The 24,050-nt window shown below is 37.0% G+C and carries 25 protein-coding genes; 23 read left to right on the top strand and 2 right to left on the bottom strand.

From position 1 onward, the window contains the following. Nucleotides 1–362: 362 nt before the first annotated feature. The 20 genes from IQ283_RS05235 (at nt 363) to IQ283_RS05330 (ending at nt 17,913) form a co-directional block, all read left to right on the top strand. On the top strand, nt 363–548 hold the full coding sequence (locus IQ283_RS05235) for a helix-turn-helix domain-containing protein (protein ID WP_098444748.1): 186 nt from the start codon (nt 363–365) through the stop codon (nt 546–548). 39 nt (nt 549–587) lie between these two features. Next, on the top strand, nt 588–1,604 hold the full coding sequence (locus IQ283_RS05240) for a DnaD domain-containing protein (RefSeq protein WP_194219068.1): 1,017 nt from the start codon (nt 588–590) through the stop codon (nt 1,602–1,604). A gap of 35 nt (nt 1,605–1,639) precedes the next feature. Next, nucleotides 1,640–1,876, top strand: a complete 237-nt coding sequence (locus tag IQ283_RS05245) for a hypothetical protein (RefSeq protein WP_098444746.1) — start codon at nt 1,640–1,642, stop codon at nt 1,874–1,876. A gap of 403 nt (nt 1,877–2,279) precedes the next feature. Then, nucleotides 2,280–2,717, top strand: coding sequence for a hypothetical protein (locus IQ283_RS05250; RefSeq protein WP_194219069.1), 438 nt, complete (start codon nt 2,280–2,282; stop codon nt 2,715–2,717). Nucleotides 2,718–2,783: 66 nt separating this feature from the next. After that, nucleotides 2,784–2,957 (top strand): hypothetical protein, encoded by a 174-nt coding sequence (locus IQ283_RS05255; RefSeq protein ID WP_194219070.1) that lies wholly within the window; start codon nt 2,784–2,786, stop codon nt 2,955–2,957. 13 nt (nt 2,958–2,970) lie between these two features. Continuing rightward, the gene (locus tag IQ283_RS05260; protein ID WP_194219071.1) at nt 2,971–3,234 is read left to right on the top strand and encodes a hypothetical protein; all 264 of its coding nucleotides are present in this window, start codon (nt 2,971–2,973) and stop codon (nt 3,232–3,234) included. Nucleotides 3,235–3,248: 14 nt separating this feature from the next. Continuing rightward, nucleotides 3,249–4,358 carry a hypothetical protein gene (locus tag IQ283_RS05265; RefSeq protein ID WP_194219072.1) on the top strand — a complete coding sequence of 370 codons (1,110 nt, stop codon included), beginning with the start codon at nt 3,249–3,251 and terminating at the stop codon, nt 4,356–4,358. A 12-nt stretch (nt 4,359–4,370) separates the two neighbouring features. After that, a complete protein-coding gene (locus IQ283_RS05270; protein ID WP_194219073.1) occupies nt 4,371–6,890 on the top strand; it encodes a VirD4-like conjugal transfer protein, CD1115 family in 2,520 nt (839 codons plus the stop codon). Nucleotides 6,891–6,917: 27 nt separating this feature from the next. Continuing rightward, a complete protein-coding gene (locus IQ283_RS05275) occupies nt 6,918–8,504 on the top strand; it encodes a pLS20_p028 family conjugation system transmembrane protein (protein ID WP_194219074.1) in 1,587 nt (528 codons plus the stop codon). A gap of 35 nt (nt 8,505–8,539) precedes the next feature. Further along, nucleotides 8,540–8,851 carry a DUF5592 family protein gene (locus IQ283_RS05280; protein ID WP_242057247.1) on the top strand — a complete coding sequence of 104 codons (312 nt, stop codon included), beginning with the start codon at nt 8,540–8,542 and terminating at the stop codon, nt 8,849–8,851. After that, nucleotides 8,852–9,490, top strand: a complete 639-nt coding sequence (locus IQ283_RS05285) for a hypothetical protein (RefSeq protein ID WP_194219075.1) — start codon at nt 8,852–8,854, stop codon at nt 9,488–9,490. It begins immediately after the preceding gene. 17 nt (nt 9,491–9,507) lie between these two features. Further along, nucleotides 9,508–11,430, top strand: coding sequence for a VirB4 family type IV secretion system protein (locus IQ283_RS05290; protein WP_194219076.1), 1,923 nt, complete (start codon nt 9,508–9,510; stop codon nt 11,428–11,430). Between the two features lie 2 nt (nt 11,431–11,432). Next, a complete protein-coding gene (locus tag IQ283_RS05295) occupies nt 11,433–12,533 on the top strand; it encodes a lysozyme family protein (RefSeq protein ID WP_194219077.1) in 1,101 nt (366 codons plus the stop codon). A 14-nt stretch (nt 12,534–12,547) separates the two neighbouring features. Then, nucleotides 12,548–13,108: a hypothetical protein gene (locus tag IQ283_RS05300; protein WP_194219078.1), complete on the top strand. Its 561-nt coding sequence runs from the start codon at nt 12,548–12,550 to the stop codon at nt 13,106–13,108. Between the two features lie 14 nt (nt 13,109–13,122). Next, nucleotides 13,123–13,986, top strand: coding sequence for a hypothetical protein (locus tag IQ283_RS05305; RefSeq protein WP_194219079.1), 864 nt, complete (start codon nt 13,123–13,125; stop codon nt 13,984–13,986). 251 nt (nt 13,987–14,237) lie between these two features. Next, complete coding sequence (locus IQ283_RS05310) at nt 14,238–14,495, top strand: hypothetical protein (protein ID WP_194219080.1); 258 nt, start codon at nt 14,238–14,240, stop codon at nt 14,493–14,495. Next, entirely contained in the window at nt 14,492–15,667 is a 1,176-nt protein-coding gene (gene mobP2 / locus IQ283_RS05315; protein ID WP_194219081.1) for a MobP2 family relaxase, read from the top strand. The genes IQ283_RS05310 and mobP2 overlap by 4 nt, the downstream gene beginning before the upstream one ends. 10 nt (nt 15,668–15,677) lie before the next feature. Continuing rightward, nucleotides 15,678–16,085, top strand: a complete 408-nt coding sequence (locus IQ283_RS05320; protein WP_194219082.1) for a hypothetical protein — start codon at nt 15,678–15,680, stop codon at nt 16,083–16,085. A gap of 66 nt (nt 16,086–16,151) precedes the next feature. Continuing rightward, nucleotides 16,152–16,433 (top strand): hypothetical protein, encoded by a 282-nt coding sequence (locus IQ283_RS05325; protein WP_194219083.1) that lies wholly within the window; start codon nt 16,152–16,154, stop codon nt 16,431–16,433. After that, nucleotides 16,420–17,913, top strand: coding sequence for an ImmA/IrrE family metallo-endopeptidase (locus tag IQ283_RS05330; protein ID WP_194219613.1), 1,494 nt, complete (start codon nt 16,420–16,422; stop codon nt 17,911–17,913). Before IQ283_RS05325 ends, IQ283_RS05330 begins: the two co-directional genes overlap by 14 nt. 230 nt (nt 17,914–18,143) lie before the next feature. On the opposite strand, the gene IQ283_RS05335 is transcribed toward IQ283_RS05330, so the two are convergent. Beyond that, nucleotides 18,144–19,058 carry a DUF4231 domain-containing protein gene (locus tag IQ283_RS05335; RefSeq protein ID WP_194219084.1) on the bottom strand — a complete coding sequence of 305 codons (915 nt, stop codon included), beginning with the start codon at nt 19,056–19,058 and terminating at the stop codon, nt 18,144–18,146. 85 nt (nt 19,059–19,143) lie between these two features. Between IQ283_RS05335 and IQ283_RS05340 the strand changes: the two genes are divergently transcribed. Together IQ283_RS05340 and IQ283_RS05345 are read left to right on the top strand one after the other, a co-directional pair. Then, nucleotides 19,144–19,545 carry a TIR domain-containing protein gene (locus tag IQ283_RS05340; protein WP_194219085.1) on the top strand — a complete coding sequence of 134 codons (402 nt, stop codon included), beginning with the start codon at nt 19,144–19,146 and terminating at the stop codon, nt 19,543–19,545. Between the two features lie 12 nt (nt 19,546–19,557). Beyond that, complete coding sequence (locus tag IQ283_RS05345; protein WP_194219086.1) at nt 19,558–20,145, top strand: toll/interleukin-1 receptor domain-containing protein; 588 nt, start codon at nt 19,558–19,560, stop codon at nt 20,143–20,145. A 230-nt stretch (nt 20,146–20,375) separates the two neighbouring features. Here IQ283_RS05345 and IQ283_RS05350 read toward each other — a convergent pair whose 3' ends face one another. After that, nucleotides 20,376–20,576 (bottom strand): hypothetical protein, encoded by a 201-nt coding sequence (locus tag IQ283_RS05350; protein ID WP_194219087.1) that lies wholly within the window; start codon nt 20,574–20,576, stop codon nt 20,376–20,378. Nucleotides 20,577–20,746: 170 nt separating this feature from the next. Here IQ283_RS05350 and hsdR point away from each other — a divergent pair, with 170 nt between their 5' ends. Then, nucleotides 20,747–23,953 carry a type I restriction-modification system endonuclease gene (hsdR, locus tag IQ283_RS05355; RefSeq protein WP_194219614.1) on the top strand — a complete coding sequence of 1,069 codons (3,207 nt, stop codon included), beginning with the start codon at nt 20,747–20,749 and terminating at the stop codon, nt 23,951–23,953. Nucleotides 23,954–24,050 lie beyond the last annotated feature (97 nt).

Consider the following 24,050-nt stretch of genomic DNA (forward strand, 5'->3'; position numbering starts at 1 on the left):
GTTAGTATAGATAAAAAAGTTATCATTATCTATTTTTGATAAAAAAATTATCGAAAATCATTGACGATAAGTTTTTTATCATGTAAGGTTTAGTTAAGTTAGATAAATTATTTATCAGTGGGGAGGGATTTGATAGAAACAACAGGATTATTTATTGAGAACGTATGAACAAGGTTGCTTTAACCAGAGACAAGAGCATATTCTCTAGTGATTACTATTATAATAACTCACTACCAATCCTGATCGAGAATTTATTTATGGCACAAATTTAGTTGATGCTAATGGAATAAGTCTACTGATGGGATTTTTTTATCTCAAAAATGATAAGAAATTTATCAAAAATGAAATAGGAGAGGATTTTAATGGAAAGAAGAACCTTAACGGTAAATGAAGCAGCTGATTATTTAGGTGTATGCAATGACACCATTTACACAATGGTTAGAACGGAAGAAATTCCGCATTTTCGAATTAGAAGAAGAATTTTTTTCTCCAAGGAGACGATAGATATTTGGGTTCGAGAACAAGAGATGAATCATCAGGTGATTTGACTTTAATTTAACATCAAGAAGTTTGAAAGGATGTAAAAGATGCAGGGCTGGATAAAACTTCATCGTAAAATCCTTCATAGTGAACTATTTCAGAATGAAAAGTTATTAAAGATTTTTATTTATTGTTTAACGAAATCAACTCATAAAAGAACTGAGTGTAGATTAGGTAGGCAAAAAGTTCAGTTGGAACCTGGGGAGTTTGTTTTCGGAAGGAAAAAAGCTTCTTCTGAGTTAAATATGAAAGAATCAACAGTTCGAGATTATCTAAAAGTACTGCAGGAAGATAATGTAATTACTATTAAATCCACCAACAAATTTAGTGTTATAACAGTTAATAATTGGGCAGTTTATCAATCTCATGTTGAAGTAACCGACAACAAAACACCAGCAATCGAACAACAAAACGACAGCACTTCACCTTCAGAAAATCAACAAAAAGCCACATACAATAATGATCTAGAACTTAAAGAACTAAAGAATGATAAAGAATCGATAGATACAACAACCTCTGAGCATTCAAATAGTGAAGTCATTCGTTTTTATGAAAAGAATTTTGGGCAAATACCACCTCACATTCATAAGGAAATAGTATTTTATATAACTGATAGTGGGGATGAAATGGTTATAGAAGCGATGAAGAGGTCTTTGTATCGGAATAAAGCTAGCTGGGGTTATGTGAAAAGTATTCTCCAATCATGGAAAAACAAAGGGGTTGGCACATTGGAGGAGGCAAAGGTCGAAGAATCTCAGCATAGTCATAACCAATTTAGAGGTCCATCTTCTAGAAGGCGTTTAAAAAGTTCTTCGCCAGAATGGTTAAAACAAAAAGAATCTCAGTCCACGCAGTCAGTGAATAAACCACTTAGGCTTGAAGATGTTGCCACTATGATCAAGTTAAGGATCAAGTACAAAAAAGAGCCAGATGAAATCATCCAGGCAAATTGTTTCGGATATAACTTATCTAAAGACGATATTAGGGACATCCGAGAGGACCTAAAGACTGCTGAGGAAATTCTACGATCAAAGACCAAATTAAAAGTAGTTGGTGATTCTTGAGTTTAGAATTCAATTCCAAAAAAGGGGCTTGTGCTATGAGGAAATCTAATCGAAATCATCTTGCTTTTTATGATATCTCGTCTCGGGCAGCTTATGTTAAAACTTTTGAAGGAAAAAAGTACAACGTACGCGGTTTATGGGTGATTGATCAGGAGGGAGCAGCTGAAAAACTGTCAGCGATTTATTATCGTATTCGAACTGTAAAAGACATTGGATTTAAGACGATTGCGAAACGTAAAAACCCTAATTGTGAACTAAAATCTGTTAATTAGCACTCTATAATAACCAATTGTACTTTGACAATTTTATATCTATGCAAGGAAAGGAATGGTCACCGCACTTCCCTTGCAGTTGACCACCGTTCGGTGCGTGTGACGTAAAACGCATCTAGTGACCGGATAAGCGTTGTATTGATGATGTTGTACTTCTTGAGGGTGAGGCAAGAACCTATGAAGCTTTCAATTAGTATTGCTAGATACATAAAGTTCTTCGTTTAAGCTAAAAACGATGTGCATTGCAGAGCATTGTTGCAGTCTGCATAGGGTTGATTGTTTCTAGCCAAAAACAATCGTTACTATTGAATGATTAGTAGCTTAATCTATTGGGTAATTATGGTTCTTTGTATGGGTAGGTGTTAAAATTGCTTTATATCCTACTCTGGAAGGGAATGATCTGATGAAGAGACGTTGGATAGGCAGCTTCGTTTTTGCGATGATCGCCATCATTCTTGTTAGTTGTGGTGAGCAAGGAGCCACGGGTCAAGTTGAGTCTTTACCACCAGATGAAATAAAAGAGACAATCGCTAATAATGACGATGTCTATGTTCTAGTTACCGATTCATCAGAGGAAGAAGAAAGGCAAGAATATATTGATCTAGTTGAAGAGAATATTGAGAACGACACTGTTTATGAAATTAATGCTCAAAATTCTGAGATACTTGAAAACGAAATGCAACTAAGCGAAATTGGTCTTGAAGGTGCACAGCTATTTCAATCCCTAAGTTACTATAAAAAAGGTGAATTACAAAAACGTATTTCTCTACGAATTCAAAAGTATGAATCGCTTGATGATAGAAAGAAAGCCATATCTCAATTCATTAATGAATCGTCCTAATTGGAGTGATCTTTTATAGATCGCTTCTTTTTTTATGCTTACAACTCGTAACAGGAGGTGATGAATATGGGTGCTACAAATCGTGAGCTTAAACAATCGAAAGAGCTTGTTCAAACGCTTCTTACGATACAGGACCTATCCTATAGCGATTGGTTACATGATAAACATCAGGAGTACATTCAAGAAAATCAACAGGTTGTTATGAAATCTCTTATCCATTACAAAAAACTAAATGATTAAAGGAGTGTTAGTTATGAATATGTTTACAGACTTGGTTCTATTAGATGCAATAAGTAATTTGAAAACCACGGGTGCAGCTATTCTTACTGCCATGCAACTACTCGGTATTGTATCTGCAGCTATCGCTTTTGGTATTGGCGCCTATCATTTGATATGGGGAGGCGTTCGAGGGCGACAAAGTTCAATCGTGTGGTTTATCGGTGGTGCAGCTGGATTAGTTGTTTTAATGGGAGCTACTGCCATTGCTCAATACATTGATAGCCAGGTGGTTTTTTAAAGGGAGTGAAAAAAATGAAAGTGTTTTTTACCTCGAAAATAGAAGGAGAGATTTCTAGTTTTCATTCTTACTCATTTCAAGAGGCTGTAGAGAAAACAGCTGTGTTAGATAAGAAATGGCAAAAGAAAAATGCTGAACCGATTCCTCTTGATTTTATGATTTCAAATGACAAAGGTGAGAAGTTGTATTCCGGCACTTATGTTTTGGGATCTGATGATACAACGAATATTTATAACCATATCTGTTTGAAGCTCATGCAGCTAACGATGGAGAATGAACAACAAGAAACTGAGCGTGATATTTTACTTCAAAATTTAAATGCCAATACCCCTGCTTCTTATAAAATGGATCTAACTGAGTTAGCAAAACAGAATACAGTAAAAACGAACGGCTGGAAGCAATTAAGTAAACGCGTGAAGATTTTCACTTGTACTCTCGCAAGTCTGTTAGTTGTAGCTATTTTGTCATCAATAGTGCTAGCTACTATTGCAACCAGTAAAAATAACGCACTTGAAGAAGCAAATGTAGAAGTTGCTGAAGTGAAAGCAATAAAAACTATCTATGAAAAGGGTATCACTGGAGATGTGAATGAGGCCATTACTAAGTTGCAGGCGAATGAAAAGCATAGTGACTCTGAACAAGAAGTTCTGATTCATTTTCTTTTGTCGGTCAAAAACTATAAAGAAGCCGTCAATGAGACAGGAAAAGAAAACGTGTCAATACTAGCTAGTCAGATTATGCAACTCCATGGAATCGAGGAGCTGAAAAGCTTTCAAGAATCTTATCCGAGTTCAGCAGGAGAATTTGAGATAGCTTATCATTCGGAAGACTACCAAAAGGCCGTTGCGGTAAAAGATGTTCTTATGACATCAGAACGGTATAAAGAAAAAGGATTGGCATATTTGAATCTAGATCAATTAGATGAAGCTAAGAAAATGGCCAGTAAAGCAAAAAGTGATGATTTAAATAAGAAAATCACAACTTATAAAGATCTCGATCAGCATCTAAGGCAGCTTAATAGCCAATTAGAGGAAGAGGAAAAATTAAAGGATAAAGACGAGGAGAAAATTAAATCAATAAAGGAGCAAAGAAACGCGGTTATGGAGGAGCAAAAAAATATCTAAGGAGCGATGAATTTGAAAGCGATCCTTGCTAGAAAACGGGTGCTTATACCATTAAGCATCTGTTTTTTTATTATGATGATGTTGATCGGTACCTTTATTTTGAATTTAGGATATGCCATGTTGGATACGATTCAAACGTTTCCTGAATTTAGCCAACCGTTAGTCATTCACCTTTCGTATTTTACGGAGTTTCAGATAAAAAAATTTCCATTAGCCTATGGCATACTAGCTTTTATAAGTTTACTAGGTATCGCTCAGATGGTTTATAAACTGCAAAGTAATTTTAAAGCGATTGGAACCGATGAAAAGGGCTCCCAGCGTTTTGCCACACGAAAGGAAATTCAAAATCAATACAAGATTATTCCAGACAGGAAGCACGCTTATCAAGGAAAAGGTGGTCCAGTATTAGCCAGAAGAGGTCGAAAAGCTTACATTGACCCTTCTCCAGTGAACAATTTAATTATCGGTACGACAAGAAGTGGGAAGGGACAAACGTATGTAATCCCTACAATTGATGCTTATTCACGTGCGGAAATGCAACCTTCACTGGTGATCAATGATCCTAAAGGAGAGCTTTTTGCGTCAAGTCGGGAAACTCTTGTGAAACGTGGATATGAAGTTGAAGTTCTTAATTTAATGAATCCAATGCAAAGCATGAGTTTCAATTTACTTGAACTTGTCAAACAGGCTTATTTAGATGGGGACTATTCCACTGCTCAAACGCTTTGTGAAACCATTACCCATATGCTTTACCATAACCCTCAAGCTAAGGAACCGATGTGGGATGACTCAGCAAAGTCCCTCGTCAATGCCATGATTCTTGCCATAACTGAAAAATGTATTACGGAAGGAACAAAGGAAAAAATCACGATGTATACTGTTGCAAATATGTTATCTGAGTTGGGGACCAAAAATGAGATGGATGAAAATGGTCAAGAATACAATGCACTAGATCAGTTTTTTCAACAGTTGCCACAATCACACATTGCCAAAGAACAGTATGCCACTAGTAACTTTTCCAAAGGAAATACGAGATCTAGTATCTTTACTACAGCAATGAATGGTCTTACTAAATTTACGATGAGTGAGACAGCTAAAATGACAGCTAGAAATTCATTAGATTTGAAGAAAGTAGGTTTTGGTCAATTTATTAAAGGGAGGGGAAGTGCTTTCTCAAAAGTGTATGTGACCTTTCCTGATGGCACAAAGGAAACCAATCAATCGGGAGAAGGCGGCACCTGGACTATTAACTTTTCGTCACGACTAGCTACGGGAGATATCATCACGATTGTTCAAGATGAAGTGCCTTTGTCTGAGAAACAAAAAAGAAAACAGTCCAATGAGCAAAAAGTCAACTATGAAAAAGGAGAAAAGAAGCAGCTATCGATTCAGATAAATGAAATCGATGAACAAAAAGGGGAAGTCACCTTCTCCTATACTTCGAATTGCATAAACGACTTTACAGTGGAACGGATTTGTTACTTTACGAAGCCAATTGCCCTATTCATGGTTACGCCAGATTATGATACCTCGACCCATGCCATCCCATCAATTTTTGTAAGTCAGTTGTATTATATCCTTTCTAAAAACGCAGCTATTGCTAAAGGACAGAAATGTATGCGTGAAGTTGTTTTTCTATTAGATGAATTTGGCAATATGCCGGCTATTGCTGACATGGATAATAAAATCACTGTTTGTTTAGGAAGAAACATTCGCTTTCACCTTGTGATCCAATCCTATGCTCAATTAAAAGATTTATATGGAGAAGATGGCCAGGCAACAATCCGGGGGAACTGTGGAAATGAAATCTATATATTAAGTGCTGATTACGACTCTGCATCCTCCTTTTCTTCCAAGTTAGGTAAAAGGACACTAAACACACAAACGCGATCAGGCACTACCTTTTCCTTAGATAAATCTATAACAGAGAGTACGGAAGGAAGAGATCTACTAACTGCCAATGAGCTACAGGAGTTGGAGGAAGGAGATACTGTTGTTCGTCGCGTGTTAATGAGACGAGACAAAAAGGGGAGAAAGATACGCGCATTTCCAATTTACAACACCGGGAAGCATAGCATGAAATATGCTCATACGTATTTGAGTGTTGACTTTAACACAGAGCGATCCATTACTGAGGAGGAAATTGATACACCTCATCGCTACATTAACCCTAAAGATTTGGTTATCGATTTTTATGGTGTTTCTCATCGAGAAAAGGAAAAGGAAGAGAAGGTAAGTCAAAAAACTGCAAGGTTAGAAGTAACGGACATTAATAGAGATCAATGGATCCGAAAGAATGTAGGACAATTTTTTGATAAGAGCACGCTCCATATGATAGTAAAGCATATTGCGCCTCTTCTAGAACACAGTGAACAAGAGATGAAAGAGGAGCCTATGGAGGCATTTCAATTCCATTTACAACTCTTAGGTGAAGGTCACGAAATTAGTCGTCAAGTATTTAGCCATATTCAAAAGCAGATTGATAAGTTGAAAACTGAGACGGAAAAGGAGGAAGAAAAGAATTATGTGTAATTCAGTCCGGTAAGGAGGAGAAAAAACATGTCAGATGAAGAGCTCCTAGAAAAACTGCTTCAGTTTTCTGATGTCTTGACCACCAATAATATATTTACATCAGGTTTACGAATTATGGGATGGGGCATTCTATTATTCTTGAAAATAATCGTTGATGGTTTAGAAGGTATGGTAAACAACGTATTAACGCTGACTGATTTTTTTATGAGTGAACCAGTACAAGATTTTCTGGATACGATCCAGCCTGGACTTTACATCTTGTTAGCTTTTTCACTAGCGATGATTGGTTTCCGATTAATTTTTAATAAAGAAAAGAACCGGGCAGATATACCAATGAATATATTCATTTCTATCATGACGATCACTCTTTTAGCTTTTGGAATGGGAAAAGTCAATGAATTTACCCATGATGCTGTTGAGGTAGCTCAGGTTAATACTGATTCATTTACCACTTCTGACCAAGTAATGGAGGATCATATTACGGATATAGCTGTCTATGACGAAACAGGTTGGGAAAACCCAGATGTAGAAGAGCAGCATCATGTTAAGCCAAATAGTCTAGATATGATCTCAATTAATGAAACCATTGATGATAGTTTTGAGAAAGAGAATGGTCATAGTTTATCTGATCAAGGACAAAAGCTAGTGATGAATAGAATAGGTTTAGAATCAAATGGAGAGGAAGGAATAGTAGAGTTAGGTAAGAGTGGTTTATTTGATTTTCTACCGGAAAATTATTATCGATGGCATGTAGATTGGCTAACTGCCATGGTTACGCTTGGTGTAATGGCTTTTACCATGGTCTTGATTTCTATTAAGGTAGCGAAACTATGCTTTGAACTTGGGTTCAATCATGTAGTGGCTCTTATTATGGCCTACGCTGATATTTCAACTGGGCAACGGCTGAAAGCAATCATTAAGAATATCGGTAGTATATTTGCTTCGATTATCATGATTTTCCTCAGTCTACGAGTGTATATGTATTACACCGTATTTATAGGCGAAAATTTAGAGGGGATAGGATATTTAATAGCTCTCGTTGCAGGAAGTTTAGCCGTTATCGATGGACCGAACATTGTCCAGAAACTATTCGGTATTGATGCAGGATTAAAAAATGCCTGGCATGTAGCGATGGGAGGATACCTTGCTACTAAAACGCTTGGGCCAGTTACGAAAAAAACAGTTGGCGCTATTGCTAGTGGAGGAACAAGTGCCGTGATGAATTCAAGTGCTGGAGCTGCAGGTGCCTTGGCTGGAATAGCTGGAGGGCAAGGCAAAGGAAAGTCCAATGGATCACAACAAAACAAGCAAACACCTAGTCCTACGAAAAGCACGTCCACTCAGGGAAATAAACTTAAAGATAGGCAAGAGCCAAGCCCTATGCAGTCTTTAAGCAGATACAATCAGCAATCAAATCCTTCCTCTTCTGTTAATGGAGGACAACAGCGAACAAGGCAACAACCTATTGAAAATCGCACGGTTGGACAATATTTGAAAGATAATGTAGAGAAGCGAATGAAACAGAATGAAAAGATTATAGGAGCAAAACGCACCTATGATTTATCACGAAATACAACTGAAAAATGGAAAAATAAATTCAAGAAGCGTGAATAAAGGATAGACTTTATTCACGCTTTTCTAATGGAGGAATGATTGTTTTGCAATATAAAATCCCTTTAGAAATCGGAAGTGAGCTTAAGCTCAACCGTCTTTTTTACCTTAAGGACTTACTGGTGGTATTAATTCTTGGAGGACTTGGTTTTACCTTCCGTTATGTGGTACATCCTTCCCTAGTATGGTACTACACGTTCTTTTGGATCATTTTGACACTGTCCTGTTTGATAAGACCTAAAACTAACCCAGGGTTGCGCATGGGTAAAGCCCTGTTTTTGGCTGTAATTCGGAACCGGGTTACTTACTGCTCAATGGATACTCAGGCAAATGAGAAAGGAGAATCTTAAGTGGCTTTAGAAGAAAATCGTCCAGTAATATTTCATGAAGACAGGCTAGAGCAACCAGCCCTTTTTGATGAAAATATCACTTTGAAAAAACATAAACGGAAGAAGAGGCGTAAGACAAAACGGGCAAGAGTTAAAGCTTCCGTTGCTGACATTCTTTCAATTTGCGATATGACTTCAGATGGGGCGTTTGCACTGCAAGAAAATAAGGGCTATATGGACATCATGCAGCTCCAAAGTAAAGACATTTACTCCCCTTCTACTCATGAGACGGAATACGACATCATGATGATGGCTAAATTCTTTCAGTCTTTTTCATATGACATTAAAATCGTTTCAATGAATTTCCCAGTTGATATACAGAAACAATTGCGTGCAATCGACCATAAAATCGAGAAGAACTCAGCTCCTTTATATGAAAGATTCTTATTGAAAAAACGTCAGGAACTTCAATTTTTAGAAACGCACCGGACGAATAGAGAGTTTTATTTATTTATCTACGCGGCTAGCCTCAAGCAACTATCGGAATATCGGAATAACTGTAGACGTTACTTAGGAAGAGTTGCTCCATTGATTGAATTAACGGAAGAGAAAAAACTTGATTTGATTTATAAGCTCTATAATCAGAATTCCAAACTATAAAGGAAGGTGAGTGACAATTGTTCAAATTTGCGAGCAAGAGTAGTGAACACCTTAAAACGAAGTCAATCGGTTACAATCCTTATCTCCTTGCGCGTATACAACCTCAAGGTGGGATGAGGTTTCAAGAGTCATTTATAAGAAAAGGAGATGGGTATGAAGTTTGCGTTCATGTCTATTCGTTTCCAAAAAGCGTCTCGGACTTTTGGTTAGAACCGATTTTTAATATGGAACATGTGATCACGACGATGGATGTTATATCGGATGATCGGTTAAAGGTACGTGATGGTTTAAACAAAGGAATGGCAGAACAGAGTTCTAGAATCATGAACGAAAGGGATAACGCCGGGATCATTGAAGCCCAAAACAACTATGACGACTTGAAGGAACTATACAATCAGGTTTCAGAGGAAGGTGAAGTCGTGAAACGCATCCATCTGAGGCTTTATGTAAGTGCCCCAACAAAAGCAGAATTAGAAGATAAAGTGAAAGTTGTTTTATCAACCTTACAAGATGAAAACTTTAGAGGTTCCATTTTTTTAAATGAGCAAGAATATGAATGGAAAGCTTTACTCTCCAATTACAGTGCTCAGTTTCACTACCTAAACAAGCGTGAAGGCCAACCGATTCCAACAATCGGATTAGCAGGAGGATTTCCATTTCATTTCACTAGTTTAAATGATCCCTATGGCACGTTTTACGGCACGACCATGACGGGCGGAAACGTCCTTTTTGATTTGTTTCACAGAGACCATCAACGAAAAAGTTTTAATGGTGTTATGGTCGGCGCAATGGGCGCTGGGAAATCGACCTTTCTAAAGAAAATCATGCTGGACAATGCAATCAAAGGATATAAAGTACGAACGTTCGACGTTACGGGTGAATTTGCAGAATTAACGGAGGCCCTGGGAGGTAAGCAAATTGCATTAGATGGTTCGGATGGCGTTATTAATCCATTGCAAGTCTATCGGACAGCAGAGGACGAGTACACGTCATTTACGCAGCACTTGTCTAAGTTGACGACCTTTTATAAGTTCCTAGCTCCAGAAGCTAAGGATAGTGAATTGAAAGAGTACGAGAATCTCTTAAGAAAGCTTTATGGAAAACTTGGTCTTTGGAAAGAGGAGGAAGAATCAAACATTACAAAGCAGTCTGTTCAGGAATATCCTATTTTCTCGGACTTCCTTACGTTTGTAGAAGAGCAACTCTATGAAAATACTAACGAAGGAAAGCAAAGGGAGAATGTCAGTCTCGAACGAAGAAGACGGTTGGAAAATATCGAGTTGAACATCCGAAATATCGTTGAAACATACGCTCATCTCTTCAATGGGGTCTCCACGATGGAACACTTTGATTCACAACAAGTCGTCACATTCACGTTACGTGGCTTGTCTCAAATGAGAGCTGAAGTCTTTCAAGCTCAGTTATTTAACGTGCTGAATTTGTTATGGGATTCGATGTTAACAAATGGCGCTCCTCAATTTGAAGCTTATGATCGAGGGGAGCTAGCATTTGAAGACGCTGTACGTTATTTGATCTTGATGGATGAAGCTCATCACATCATAAATACGAAAAAGAAAAGCGAAAGTGCGCTTGATTTTCTCACGAAGTTCAGCCGAGAAGCACGGAAGTATTTTGGTGGTTTACTCTACGCAAGTCATACGATCCGAGACTTTGTGCCAGAGGGATCGGATCAAAGCATGGTAGAAGAGATTAAGAAATTGTTTGAGTTAACGCAATACAAAATCATTATGCAACAGGATAGTAATAATCTTGAGATGATGCAGCAGATTTTCACTGGGCAGTTAAGTCAGAGTGAGTTACAGGACATTCCGTATCTCCAAACAGGTGAAACGATGCTAAGTATCAGGGCTGTTGAAAATATTCGTTTTAAAGTGGAGGTATCGGATGAAGAATTAGCTTTATTTGGCGGAGGTGCATAAGAATGCCTTGGTCACTATTATTACAACTTGTACCTAGAAAAGTATGGCTATGGCTGATAGGAATCGCCATGGCTCTTTTTCTTTTACAAATGGTTCTGTTTGCTTCAGCGATTACCACATTAATCGGGTTTCAAAAAAATCATTCCAACGACCAAGTGCAGTCAGTCGATGTGGTGAATGGAACTGCTCAAGTGTCAGCAGCCGTGGAGAAATACCGGCCACTGTTTGAGGAATATGCGGCTAAATATGGCGTTTCCGACTATGTGGAGCTTTTGATGGCAAAGACGATGCAAGAATCAGGTGGATTACTTGATGATGTCATGCAATCGAGCGAGTCACTCGGCTTGCCTCCCAACAGTATTGAGGATCCTGAACGGAGCATTAATGTTGGTGTTCGCTATTTTTCAAACATGTTAGAAAAAGCCAGAGGTGATGTGAAACTCACCCTTCAAGCCTACAACTTTGGTGGAGGGTTTATTGATTATGCCAATGCTCATAACAATGGTGAATACAGCAAGGAATTAGCCATTGAATTTTCTAGAATGAAGTACCAGGAGTTGAAGCATACCGGGCTATATTCTTGCATCCGACCTGAATCAGCAGCTACCGGTGCTTGTTACGGAGATATTGGGTATGTAGAAGCCGTCTTAAGTTATCTGAAAGGTGGTGTGGTCGAAAGAGGAATTGAACCAACAGGCGATTGGGTGATGCCCATCTCAGGGTCATTCATCCAAACTTCTGACTATGGTATGCGCATTGATCCGTTTGATGGAACAAAGACCATGCATCGTGGAATGGATTTTGCCTGTACGAACGCCGTGACGCCGATAAGGGCTGTTGATAACGGCCAAGTTGTCAGTGTTAGAAAAGGCAATACAGGCTACGGAAATAGTGTGATTATCAAGCATGAGACTGGCTTATATAGTCACTATGCTCATCTCTATTCATTGCATGTAACCGAAGGGGAAGTCGTTCAACAGAAGGAAGTTGTTGGAAAGTGTGGGACCACTGGAAATTCAACTGGTCCTCATTTGCATTTTGAAGTATTGACGAAAAATCAGTACCGTTCGGATATCGATCCAGCCCCTTATCTTGGCTTATAAAGGACGTTGATAGGATGAATAAAAAAATCATTTTTGTGTTGTTTCTAGTCGTTCTATTGGTCATCACCTCGTTTAACATCTATGACTTTCAGGTGTCTTCAAATGAAGACTTCCAGGCTGAAGTTCAAAAATTACAACATGAAAACAAGACTATCTTAGAAGAAAAAACCAAGCTAAATCGGCTTCTTGAACGACAAGAACCAGTAGAAGTTCAATCACAGTATAATCCATTGTTAAAACAAATATCGACCTTTGTAAAAGTCGCTTTTGTTCAAAACAAAGAGACGTACCCAGAACGAAAGAAGCAAGCTGAAAAGATCATGAGTCATGAACTACGGAATATTTTCTTCCCCACAGATACCTACAAGGGGGATACCAGAACAGGTGTCAATGATGTCCAAGTATTCATCGAAGCAAGTAACCTCACAAATGATTATGCGACGGTGTTAGTGAGGTTCAAACACACTCTTTATTCATTGGAAAATGAACAAAAACAAGTTTCCCCAGTGTTTATAGAAATACACGCCCAACATCAAAATGAACAATGGATCGTAACGGATTTTACTGAAATATAAAGAGGTGGAGATGAATGAAAAGACAAGCAGATTCAATTACAGAAAACACTTCTACCAAGTATCTTTTCGCCTTGAGTGCGATTGTTGTGTTACTTCTATTCTTTTTGTTTTCAGGGCTCGTATTCGGAAAAAACGATCCTGCAAAAGTACAACAAACCCCTTTGAAAGAGTCGTTAACGATTAGTGGATATGGAGAGTTGATTGTTGAAGATTGGATCTATAATCCGGATAGGAATTTTATGATCGTGACATTGAACCTTGAGAAATCACCTACCATTTATGAGGGGAATTTGATCTTTATAGCCCAGGAAAAAGAACATCCAAATCGAGATCTTCCAACTTCAGTAGAGTATCAAGATGGAAACCGATATGTCGTTAGTATCCAGCAGGTGAGTCCTTCATTTGAAGTCATGGCTTTAGATATTAATAAGGATGAAATCAGCAATGGATCACTCATACAAGGAGAACCATCTCCTCCTAAAGGAGGTGAGAAGAGCAATGAGTTAGCTCGTATCTATACAGACGAACGTAAAGTGAAAGTAGACACGCAATTGAGTGTTCAAACGGAAAAGGAGTATGAAGTTGCTGCAATATCACAAAAGATCAACCAAGCGAAAAAAACGATTGAAGAGAAGCAGGAAATGATTCAAACGATCGAAGAGCGATTAAAAGAAATTGATCAAAAAGTGGTTGAATTAGAGTCAGAACAATTCTATGAAACGGAGGAAGAGAAGGAACAAACCAATGCGCAAATCAATCAATTGGAAAATAAGAAAGAACAGTTAAATCGTGAAGCTTCGGACGGTGAACTAGCCATACAAACGACAAGAGAAAAGCTCACGATGTTAAAAGAAAAACGAGATATGGTTGAGGATTAATGTCCCTTTTATGTGCTTCATTTATGAACACGTTAGCGACACATCGCCTGTGTTATGGCCACACAGTTCATTTGAAAGTGAATGTAGGGTGCTGTTTTAGCAACACATTGAAGACACATCTGGCGGTTTTCTTGTTCCCATCGTGTTGCCCGGCTCTGCCGGGATTCCCACACCAAGTGGGAACAAAAACCCCTTATGCTCTTTTCTATCTAAGCACTGGTTTACAGACTACATCAATTGGAGGGTGTTCAATGGAAATTCGAATTCGGTATATGGATCCTAGAACGGTTCAAAGAATTGATGAACTTGCCAATGAAAAAGGATTGAGTCGCCAAGAGTTTTTACACGCTCAGTTGCATCAATTAGCCGTCTTTCGTGAAGAGAATGAACGAGAAAAACGGTTAAACCAATTGGTTGATCGAAACATTCAAACGATGACACATTGTTACACAGCGATACGAGAAATGTATGACATTTTGCATTTTGAAGAATCAGGTGAAAAACCATGAGTGAAACGGTCACACCTGGTGTGGTTTTAAAAACAAAATTTGTGACTGGGAATCAAAAGGGATTCCAAGATTACGTTCAGTATGTGGATCGCGAAGAAGCAAAAGGAAAAGGAGAAGTACACCTGTCTGTTTTCAATTTATATAACGATTATATGGATGACCCAGACAAAACCTCAGCCTTGTTCACCCAACAAACAGATCATCTATCAATGGAAGGAAAAAGTGGAATTAAATCGTTATTTAGACAAGCTCAAGAAAATAATAGCGTCATGTGGCAGGACGTCATTACGTTTGATAATGAGTGGCTTCAACAACAAGGAGTATACGATCAGCAATCGCATACTCTTGATGAGAATCGATTGAAGCAAGTTACCAGGAAATCGATGCAGACCATGTTGAAAAAAGAAGGACTATTGGAAAGCGCAATCTGGTCTGCGGCTATTCATTATAACACCGATAACATTCATATTCATGTTGCAACGGTAGAACCAAATCCAACGCGTGAGCGAGGCAAACGCAAGCCGAAAACGTTAGATGCGATGAAGAGTGAAGTGGTCAACGGATTGCTCGATCGAGATCAAGAACGGAATCAAATAAATTCTTTAATTCGAGACCATATGGTTCATTCCAAAAAAGAAATGAGCAGCTTGGAGTGGCAAAATCGTGAGCTTAAACCGTTATTCTTGGAAGTCTATCATCAGTTACCCAATGATAGAAGGAAGTGGCAATATGGCTATCAAACACTCAATCCAATTCGTGGGAAGATTGACGAACTCACTACCAGTTATTTAAACAAGAATCATAAAGAAGATATGAAGCATTTGCATCAGAAACTTGATCAAGAAGTCGAGGTGTTACAACGTGCATATGGAGATGGGGAGAAAGACAAAAAGCGTTATCAGCATTATAAACAGAACAAGCTTGAGGATCTCTATAAAAGGATGGGGAATGCTTTTCTTCAAGAAATAAAAAGTTATGACCGGCAACAGAATTCAAAGCAAGAATCACACTCTACTTCTGCATCCCATCCTTCCATTCGCTCTATGCCTCCTGGTTTTCAATTACAGAGATCGTTGAAAAGAATTCAACGCTCAATGGATCAGACCTATGACCAATTTATCAACGATCTGGATCATCAGAAATTGGAACGTGATATTGAACGAGAAAGGTAGGTTGGAAATGATGCGGAAACGCCAAAACGTTACATTACATGAAGAAACGATTGATTTAATAAACGAGTACCAGGAGCAACATCATATTCGATATCCTGGGGAAGCTTTGGACCGTATTGTTGCGGAATGGGAAGAACAACAGTCGAGGGATCATTCAATGGAATATGTAATGAGTTTGATGGCCACTCGTTTTCAAGAGGTCTATTCTGAAGAGATGAAACGGTTACGCTTAGCAGCAAACAGCACCAACAAAAATACGCAAGTGCTTCTCGAATTGATGAATGGATTTGCGATGGATCAAAACTTGGAGAGCTGTGTCACCACACAGCTTTTTGAGAGCCAGGCAATGAAAGATGCGAGGGAAGCTGTTGAAGAACGGATCAGTAATCAACGGCAAAAAAGAATTAGTGCCGAATAGGCAAGGGTTATCAACTTATCTTATTTTGTTTTTCATTACCTTCAAATATGGAGAGGAGTTGGATTTATGTTGTTGTTTAATCAAAACTATGAGATGGGTGTATTTAAAGGTTTTGGTGATCGAAATGAACTAGTTATCGTAGTAGGATCTCAGGAATATGTGCTTGAGTTAAACCAACAAGAGATAGGTGACGTCGCATATCATTTAATGCATCATGAGAACTTACTCATTCCTTTTAATAAAGAAACGCAGCAGTTGGTTTTAAATTCTGATCAGCACTATGATGAAGAAGAAATGGAAGAGCTCATGAATATCAGTGAGGGAGCTGATGACCATGGCGAAGAGTAAACGACCTTATCAAAAAAAGTCACCTGAACAAATCAAAGAGGAAATCGAAAAACTCACGGCTGGAATGGAAGAACGTATTTCAAATTACTTTCATTCGCCGGACCAGTTAAAAGAGTACTTGGACTTTATGGGTAAGTTTTATCGCTATTCTCCTCGAAATACAGTACTCATCGAATCCCAGTTCCAAGGAGCTGAAGCTGTTGGATCATATGCTTTTTGGAAGGAAAAAGGCTTTCCAGTGAATAAAGGAGAAAAAAGCATTAAAATACTTGTTCCCAATCGATTAGGAGAGCAATTTCAGAATAGAGAGGGGGAATGGATCCCTCTTAAAAAAGCAACCAAACAAGAGAAGCAACAAGTCAAAGACGGCCAACTCGATAAACGAGATGGTCGTCTTGTTTTTTCTACAGGAAGTGTATTCGATATTTCTCAAACGAGCGCCACGCAAAAGGACTTACCTCACATCTTTCCGAACAAGTGGATCGATGGAGAAGTTGATAACTACCGTCAGTTAAGGGAGGGTATGGAGGCGATTGCAGAAAAGAATCACATTCGAATTGTAGAACCTTATGAAGAGCTTGGGACGGCCAAAGGAGTTAGTTATACAGAAAGGGGCGAGGTGGCTCTTAATCCCCGGAATTCTGAACGTCAGGATGCCAAGACTTTACTCCATGAACTTACACACGCCAAACTCCATACTAAGGACAATTTCAACGCCTCCTCAAAACCTGAGAAAGAATTTCAGGCGGAAATGACAGCTTATACTGTTGCTTCCTATTTCAATATTGATACCAGTGACTACTCTTTAGGTTATCTGCATAACTGGACGAAGGGGCATGAATTTAAAGACCATGAAAGTTTGCTACAAGAAGTTCAGTTAACAGCTAAAGAATTTATTACGACCATTGAAGAATCCATAGACCAAGAAAAGGAAGGAGAAAAAACTATGAGTTTTAGTGAATCAAAACATGATATGGAAGAGGATAAACAAGAAAGAGAGGGAGTATCTACAGAAAAGCTTTCGGAAATATACCGAATCCAGGTGAGCAAGGCTGAGAAGGATAGCGTGCCTTTTAATAAGGAAGAAAAACTTGATAAGCATTATTCTCATCAAGACTTCAAAGATGCTTATAAAAGAGAGGTCACGAACTTTTTTGAACCAATGGTCGGAAAAGGGTTAGATAAAGAAGAAAACAATGACTGGCAAGAACGTTTAAGAAAGATACGTGCTTTTCAAGATACTCATAGTAAAGATGAGGTGTATCATCTTAAAAAGGAATCTCTTCAAGAGTTGAAAGAATTGCTATTTACTGATCGTGGAGAGCGTCGCCTGTATCAAATTGAAAGTAAGTTGGATAGAGAGTTCTATAAAGAGAAGGAAAAAGAAACTCCCACTTCGGAAGTTAATAATGGAAAGCGGAGTAAGGAGGATTTTCAGTATATGGAAATGAAAATAGAAAAGGAAGAGGTAGAGCGTTAGGCAGGGAGATTCCTCCCTGTCTGTTTTTTTATCTAATTTTAGGTGAATTGCTATATGGCCAAACATGTAAGCGCGGATTAAGTGGAGATTGCTCGTAATGTGGAGCTCATAGACTATCTTGAGCGAAAAGGTACTATCGACATCAAGAGCATGACAGCTTGGTAATCAAAGATCAAATGTATGCCTGGAATTCTCGATACGAAAAAGAAAAACCGGTTCTAGTTACTTAATTATGGATGATTAATATCTTTAAAGGTTGAATGGTCTCTTCTAGCTATCCACAATGTGTGCTCTCGAGATATTGCCTTTTCTGCATCACCAATAAAATTAGGTAAATCACTTTCTTTAATACGAATTCCTCTATCATATATAAACTCTAATTCCATTGCCGTTACACTGTATGCCTCAATTAACTCTTGATATCTCTTTACTTGTATCCAGGATATTAGCGAGGTACTTATGGTAACAAACAATCCTACAAAGTTTACTGCCAGGTCAGAATTTAAAAATAATATAATCACAGCCACTATAGCTAATAATTGAAATGAAAAAGCTGTATAAAACCATATGTTTTTATCTCGACTGTTTTCTTGTGCTTTATTCGTATACCAATTAATTTGATTTTGAATACGCTGAGCCAAATATACTTCCTTCCTTTTTTCTTCAGGTAAAGCTTTAAACGATTGCATTTCATCTGTAATTATAGTATTACCCTCTGTGATACTTAAGGTTAATAGTTTGGACACACCCCCGTGTTTTTTTAGAATGTCCTTAATATCCTTTATATAAATATTCTCGGATTCTTTTTGATCATATGGATGCACAGAATTTATAAACTTCCAACTCATAGTCTTGATAGATTCCGCAATAGCTCTTCCGTCATACCACTTCTTTTGTAAATTGGAGTTATGAACAATCCATGTAAATAACGCGCTTAATAAGATTAAAAATACGATTGCAGTACTGTAAACTCTTAGAAATGAACTTGATTTAATAAGAGGAAGACAACAGCTTAATGATAATGCTGAGATTAATAATATTAAACTCCATTTGAACAAACCTATATATCGATTTTGAGATTTTATAGATAGTTTGCTTGCTTCATGATAATAATAGGGGAATTTTTCTTCTATTTTTTCAGCCATAATAACCTCCAATTATTGTATTAGTTATTTTTTACCATTATTATAGGTGTATGTATTATTTTAACTCAGTTTAGGAGGATGTACTATGACAAATAAAAATGTTTTTGTTAGTTTTCATTATGGATTGGACAAGCATTATAAGAATCTACTTAATGCATGGGATGCTAATACGGCTTTTAATTTTAAATTTACAGATAGATCAGTAAAAGTACCAATTAATAGTAATAATGCAAGTGTGATAAGAGCTGGAATTACCAAAAAAATGAAGACGGCTAGATATTGTCTAGTTATAGTTGGACAGGAAACACATAAGAGTCAATGGGTAGACTGGGAAATAAGAAAAGCAAAGGAACTTGGTTTAAAGTTAATAGGTGTAAAAATATCGAATTCCAATCCCTCCCCTTCTGCTTTATTGGGCTCCAATGCTACATGGGCACGAAGCTTTTCTCAAGAAGGAATTATTAAGGCTCTAAACCAAATGTTATAAAGGAGGAAAGTTATGAGGAAAAAAGGAAAAAATTTAGCTAACCCATATTTGCAGAAGAGTTATCTATTTGAAGATAAAGAATATAATAGTTATAACGCATGTATTTTTCTTTCGCATATAAGTGAAGATAAGGAAAAAGTTAAAAGGATTGGGGAGTATATTCAAAACGCTGGTTTTGACATTTATCTTGATATTTATGACTCAGAACTTCAAGTAGCTGCTGACAATGGTGATCATGAAGCCATTACAAAATGTATAGAAAATGGAATAAAAGCTAGCACACATATTATGTGTGTTATATCAGAAGAAACTAAAAAAAAGGGTTCGTGGTGGGTGCCTTATGAAATTGGGTTTGGAAAGAGTAGTAGTGTCCATGTTTCATCCTTACTACTCAAAGAATTTGACACATCAAAAATACCTTCGTATTTATTTATATCTGATATTATATATGGTGCTAAAAGTTTAAACGAATTCTTGCTGAAAGTTTATAAAGAATCTAGCTCACTATTAGAGAAAAGTTACGCAAAACATTACCCCAATATTGTTAAACATAACGCAATGCCCCATCCCCTAGACAATTACTTAGATTGGCAAGCATGATCCCCAACCTTATCAAGGTGATAATTGTAAGCAGAACAATATATAATTATAGTTGTTGACGGATTGTTGACCGAATACGTCAACAACTACTTTTTAGAATCATAATTAATCATACACCTATTTAGTGAAACTCAGTTATACCGGCTTTCTTTATGATTTATCGATATTATTAAGAAATCTATACTGAAAATAAAATGAAAACTTTGTATCAGGAAAGATACAAAGTTTATTTATTTGATTTTTTTAACATCGTCTATAATGTTAGTTTCAGCTTCAGAAAGTTTTTCATATTTTTCATGAAATATAGTTCTGGCTTCTTCCTCAGAATTAGCTTGAATTATCTGTTTATTGCCTACAGGAGTACTAAGTCCAGTTTGTCCAATTTCCCCCTCAGTGTTATTTGTATGATAAGTAATCTCGTATTCTGACATTTTCTAGCCCCCTCATATTTTGTTTAGTGATATTTTACATATATATATCCATTTATTATCATTTTATTTTGAACTGAAGAGAAAATATAATACAGTTTTTTTATGATTGAACCAGTCAATGTATATTTTTGGTATAATATATACATTAGATTTGGAGGACGGTGATGAGAATGGATAGTAACTTTTCATTTTTGCGTGGAAAATGGGATGTGCTAGCAAACTTAGGAGAAACAGCTGAGAACAATGTGTTTCAAGACCCACATACAACATTAATGAAGCTACGTTTGTTTGGTGAAACATTATCCAAATTTATTTTAGCTTTGGAAAACATCCCTGAACCGTATCGAAATAAACAATTAGACCGTATTAATACACTAAGAAAAGAAGGACTTGTGGAACTAGAATTAATTGATATATTTCAAACACTTCGTCTTAAAGGCAATAAAGCATCTCACGAAGGAAATTATGGTGATGTAGAAGAAGCAAAAACCCTTTTACATCTTACATTCCGTTTATCATCTTGGTTTATGGAAGTGTATGGTGATTATAATTTTGAAGAACCTGAATACATAACACCTGAAAATTTGGATTCTATAAATCTAGATTTACTCCAACAGGAACATGATGAAAAAGTCCAGGAACTTGAAAACGAATTGGAAGTTTTAAGACAAAAGGCAAAAACAGAGCATGAAGATGAGAAAAATGAACGGAAGAAAGCATCTCGTAGATTTATGAAACGTCAGCAATTAACAGAAGCGGAAACTCGTTCAATTATTGATGAGAAGCTTCGAACAGCTGGTTGGGAAGTAGATTCAAATTTATTAAATCATTACACCAAAGGTACAACTCCAGAGAAGAATAAAAACATGGCAATTGCAGAATGGAAAGTTAAAGGTGGCAGAGTTGATTACGCTTTGTTCATCGGTCTACGTCTAGTAGGTCTCATTGAAGCTAAGGCCAAAAAGAAAAACATTCCTGGTGTTCTGGAAAGTCAAACTAAAGTTTATGCTCAAAATATAATACAAGTTGATGAAGAAATAATTGGTGATAGCTACGGTAAATATAAAGTGCCATTCTTATATGCTACGAACGGAAGAGCATATTTACAGCAACTTAAAGATGAATCGGGAATATGGTTTTGGGATTCACGTAAGCCATTAGAACATGCCCGTCCATTGGAAGGGTGGCATTCACCTGCTGATTTGGAATTATTATTGAGCCAAGACGACAGCGGAGCAAATAAACGTCTTGAAGATGAAGACATAACAAAATTTGATTTAAGAGATTATCAACAGAAAGCCGTTTTAGCAACAGAACAGGCTTTAAAAGAAGGACAAAGAAAAATGTTAGTTGCAATGGCTACTGGTACAGGTAAAACTCGTACAGCTATTGCGCTAATGTATCGTTTAATTAAAACTAAAAAATGTCGCAGAATACTATTCTTGGTTGACCGCAATTCCCTGGGTCAGCAGACAGAAGATTCTTTGATTGATACTAAAGTAGAAGGGCTTTCTTTTACAGATATTTATAATGTAAATACTCTTGAAGATGTAACGCCAGATATTGAAACAAGAGTTCAAATTGCTACGGTTCAAGGAATGGTAAAACGATTATTTTACAATGATGGCGACAACATTCCGAGTGTTGGTCAATTCGATTTCATTATTGTAGATGAAGCTCATCGTGGTTATTCAGTTGACCGAGAAATGACCGATGAAGAGCTTGAGTTTAAAGACCAAAATGATTACGTAAGCCAATACAGACGAGTAATTGACTTTTTTGATGCAGCTAGTTTGGCGTTAACTGCTACACCTGCACTTCACACATCAGAAATCTTTGGAGAACCAATTTTCAAATATTCTTATAGCGAAGCAGTATTGGACGGATTTTTAGTTGACCACGAGCCACCGTATTTATTCCAAACAGAGCTTGCTCAAGCAGGAATTAATTTTGAAAAAGATGAAGAAGTTGAAATATATGATGTCGATACCTCAGAAATCCAACTAGAGAAAATAGCAGATGAATTACATTTTGAAGTTGCTCAATTCAATAAGAAGGTTATCACTGAACCTTTCAACAGAGCTATTTTGAACAAACTTACGGATTATATTGACCCAACGAGTAATGAAAAAACTTTGATATTTGCGGCTACTGACCAACATGCTGATTTAATAGTACGTTTATTGAAGGAAGCATTCACAGAACGAGGCGATGAAGTAGAAGATGACGCTATAGCTAAAATCACTGGTTATACTTATCATGTTAAAGAAGCCATAAAGCGATTGAAAAACGAACGGTTACCTAATATTGTCGTTACAGTTGATTTATTAACAACTGGAATTGATGTTCCTGCTATTACAAACCTTGTTTTCATGAGGCGTATTCAATCACGTATTTTATATGACCAAATGCTAGGACGTGCTACTCGTTTATGTCCTGAGATTGGGAAAACTCATTTTAATATCTTCGATGCTGTAGGCATTTACGATAAGTTAAAAAGTTATACTGAAATGAAACCAGTAGTTAAGAAACAAAATGACACCATTGGAGCATTACACGAAGCGTTTGTTAATGCTACTTCAGAAGAAGAGCAAGCTTTCTTTAAAGACCAATTGGTTGCAAAAATCCAAAGACGTAAGCAAAAACTAAATGATAAAGCTGAACAAAAGTTCAAGGAATTGTCTGATGGGAAAAGCATTGATGAATGGGTAAATAATGTGAAGTCTCATACTCCACTAGAAGCTAAAAAAGATGTTTTGCTTTTTGAGTTTATTGAAACGTATAGACCAAGTGGCGAAAAGCGTTATATCTCAAATAAAGAAGATAATGTAGAATCTGTAGTTCGTGGTTACGGTGAAGGAAACAGTCGACCTGAAGATTATATTGATGGTTTCGTCACTTTTATTCGAGAAAATATTAATGAAATCCCAGCTCTTAATCTGATTTGTACAAAGCCAAAAGATTTAACTAGACAAGATTTAAGAGAGCTTATTACTATCCTAGAAACAAAAGGTTTTAAAGAATCACATTTGCAAACAGCATGGAAACAAACCAATAATCAAGACATAACAGCTGATATTATTAGTTTTATTCGACAAGCTGCTTTGGGTGAAGCGCTTGTTGACCATGATACACGTATCAGAAATGCCATGAAGAAAGTTTACTCTCTAAATCAATGGACTCCTAGACAAAAGAAATGGCTTGAAAGAATAGAAAAACAGTTGCTCCGATTTCCAATTTTAGCCCCTAATCCTCAAGAAGCTTTTACTGAAGAGCCATTTAAAAGTGATGGCGGATATAAAGCTTTAAAACGAGAATTTGGCGAGGACATTGATACTGTTGTAAAAACAATAAATGATAGCTTATACGTGAGTTGAAATAGTGCCTCTTCATAGAGGCGCTATTTACGTTATAATAGTAAAGTTCGCTTTATAAACACAAAAATATTATAAACATAAATAACGGAGGTAAAAA

The sequence above is a fragment of the Pseudalkalibacillus hwajinpoensis genome, assembly GCF_015234585.1.
Classification (GTDB): domain Bacteria; phylum Bacillota; class Bacilli; order Bacillales; family Guptibacillaceae; genus Guptibacillus; species Guptibacillus hwajinpoensis_B.

Excerpts from the sequence above, each read along its gene's own strand:
- IQ283_RS05350 (WP_194219087.1), bottom strand. The coding sequence starts at position 20,576 with ATGTCAGAATACGAGATTACTTATCATACAAATAACACTGAGGGGGAA.
- IQ283_RS05300 (WP_194219078.1), top strand. The coding sequence starts at position 12,548 with ATGAATAAAAAAATCATTTTTGTGTTGTTTCTAGTCGTTCTATTGGTC.
- IQ283_RS05245 (WP_098444746.1), top strand. The coding sequence starts at position 1,640 with ATGAGGAAATCTAATCGAAATCATCTTGCTTTTTATGATATCTCGTCT.
- IQ283_RS05260 (WP_194219071.1), top strand. The coding sequence starts at position 2,971 with ATGAATATGTTTACAGACTTGGTTCTATTAGATGCAATAAGTAATTTG.
- IQ283_RS05265 (WP_194219072.1), top strand. The coding sequence starts at position 3,249 with ATGAAAGTGTTTTTTACCTCGAAAATAGAAGGAGAGATTTCTAGTTTT.
- mobP2 (WP_194219081.1), top strand. The coding sequence starts at position 14,492 with ATGAGTGAAACGGTCACACCTGGTGTGGTTTTAAAAACAAAATTTGTG.
- IQ283_RS05250 (WP_194219069.1), top strand. The coding sequence starts at position 2,280 with ATGAAGAGACGTTGGATAGGCAGCTTCGTTTTTGCGATGATCGCCATC.
- IQ283_RS05235 (WP_098444748.1), top strand. The coding sequence starts at position 363 with ATGGAAAGAAGAACCTTAACGGTAAATGAAGCAGCTGATTATTTAGGT.
- IQ283_RS05325 (WP_194219083.1), top strand. The coding sequence starts at position 16,152 with ATGTTGTTGTTTAATCAAAACTATGAGATGGGTGTATTTAAAGGTTTT.
- IQ283_RS05275 (WP_194219074.1), top strand. The coding sequence starts at position 6,918 with ATGTCAGATGAAGAGCTCCTAGAAAAACTGCTTCAGTTTTCTGATGTC.
- IQ283_RS05255 (WP_194219070.1), top strand. The coding sequence starts at position 2,784 with ATGGGTGCTACAAATCGTGAGCTTAAACAATCGAAAGAGCTTGTTCAA.
- hsdR (WP_194219614.1), top strand. The coding sequence starts at position 20,747 with ATGGATAGTAACTTTTCATTTTTGCGTGGAAAATGGGATGTGCTAGCA.
- IQ283_RS05335 (WP_194219084.1), bottom strand. The coding sequence starts at position 19,058 with ATGGCTGAAAAAATAGAAGAAAAATTCCCCTATTATTATCATGAAGCA.
- IQ283_RS05295 (WP_194219077.1), top strand. The coding sequence starts at position 11,433 with ATGCCTTGGTCACTATTATTACAACTTGTACCTAGAAAAGTATGGCTA.
- IQ283_RS05305 (WP_194219079.1), top strand. The coding sequence starts at position 13,123 with ATGAAAAGACAAGCAGATTCAATTACAGAAAACACTTCTACCAAGTAT.
- IQ283_RS05330 (WP_194219613.1), top strand. The coding sequence starts at position 16,420 with ATGGCGAAGAGTAAACGACCTTATCAAAAAAAGTCACCTGAACAAATC.
- IQ283_RS05280 (WP_242057247.1), top strand. The coding sequence starts at position 8,540 with ATGATTGTTTTGCAATATAAAATCCCTTTAGAAATCGGAAGTGAGCTT.
- IQ283_RS05240 (WP_194219068.1), top strand. The coding sequence starts at position 588 with ATGCAGGGCTGGATAAAACTTCATCGTAAAATCCTTCATAGTGAACTA.
- IQ283_RS05310 (WP_194219080.1), top strand. The coding sequence starts at position 14,238 with ATGGAAATTCGAATTCGGTATATGGATCCTAGAACGGTTCAAAGAATT.
- IQ283_RS05340 (WP_194219085.1), top strand. The coding sequence starts at position 19,144 with ATGACAAATAAAAATGTTTTTGTTAGTTTTCATTATGGATTGGACAAG.
- IQ283_RS05345 (WP_194219086.1), top strand. The coding sequence starts at position 19,558 with ATGAGGAAAAAAGGAAAAAATTTAGCTAACCCATATTTGCAGAAGAGT.
- IQ283_RS05320 (WP_194219082.1), top strand. The coding sequence starts at position 15,678 with ATGCGGAAACGCCAAAACGTTACATTACATGAAGAAACGATTGATTTA.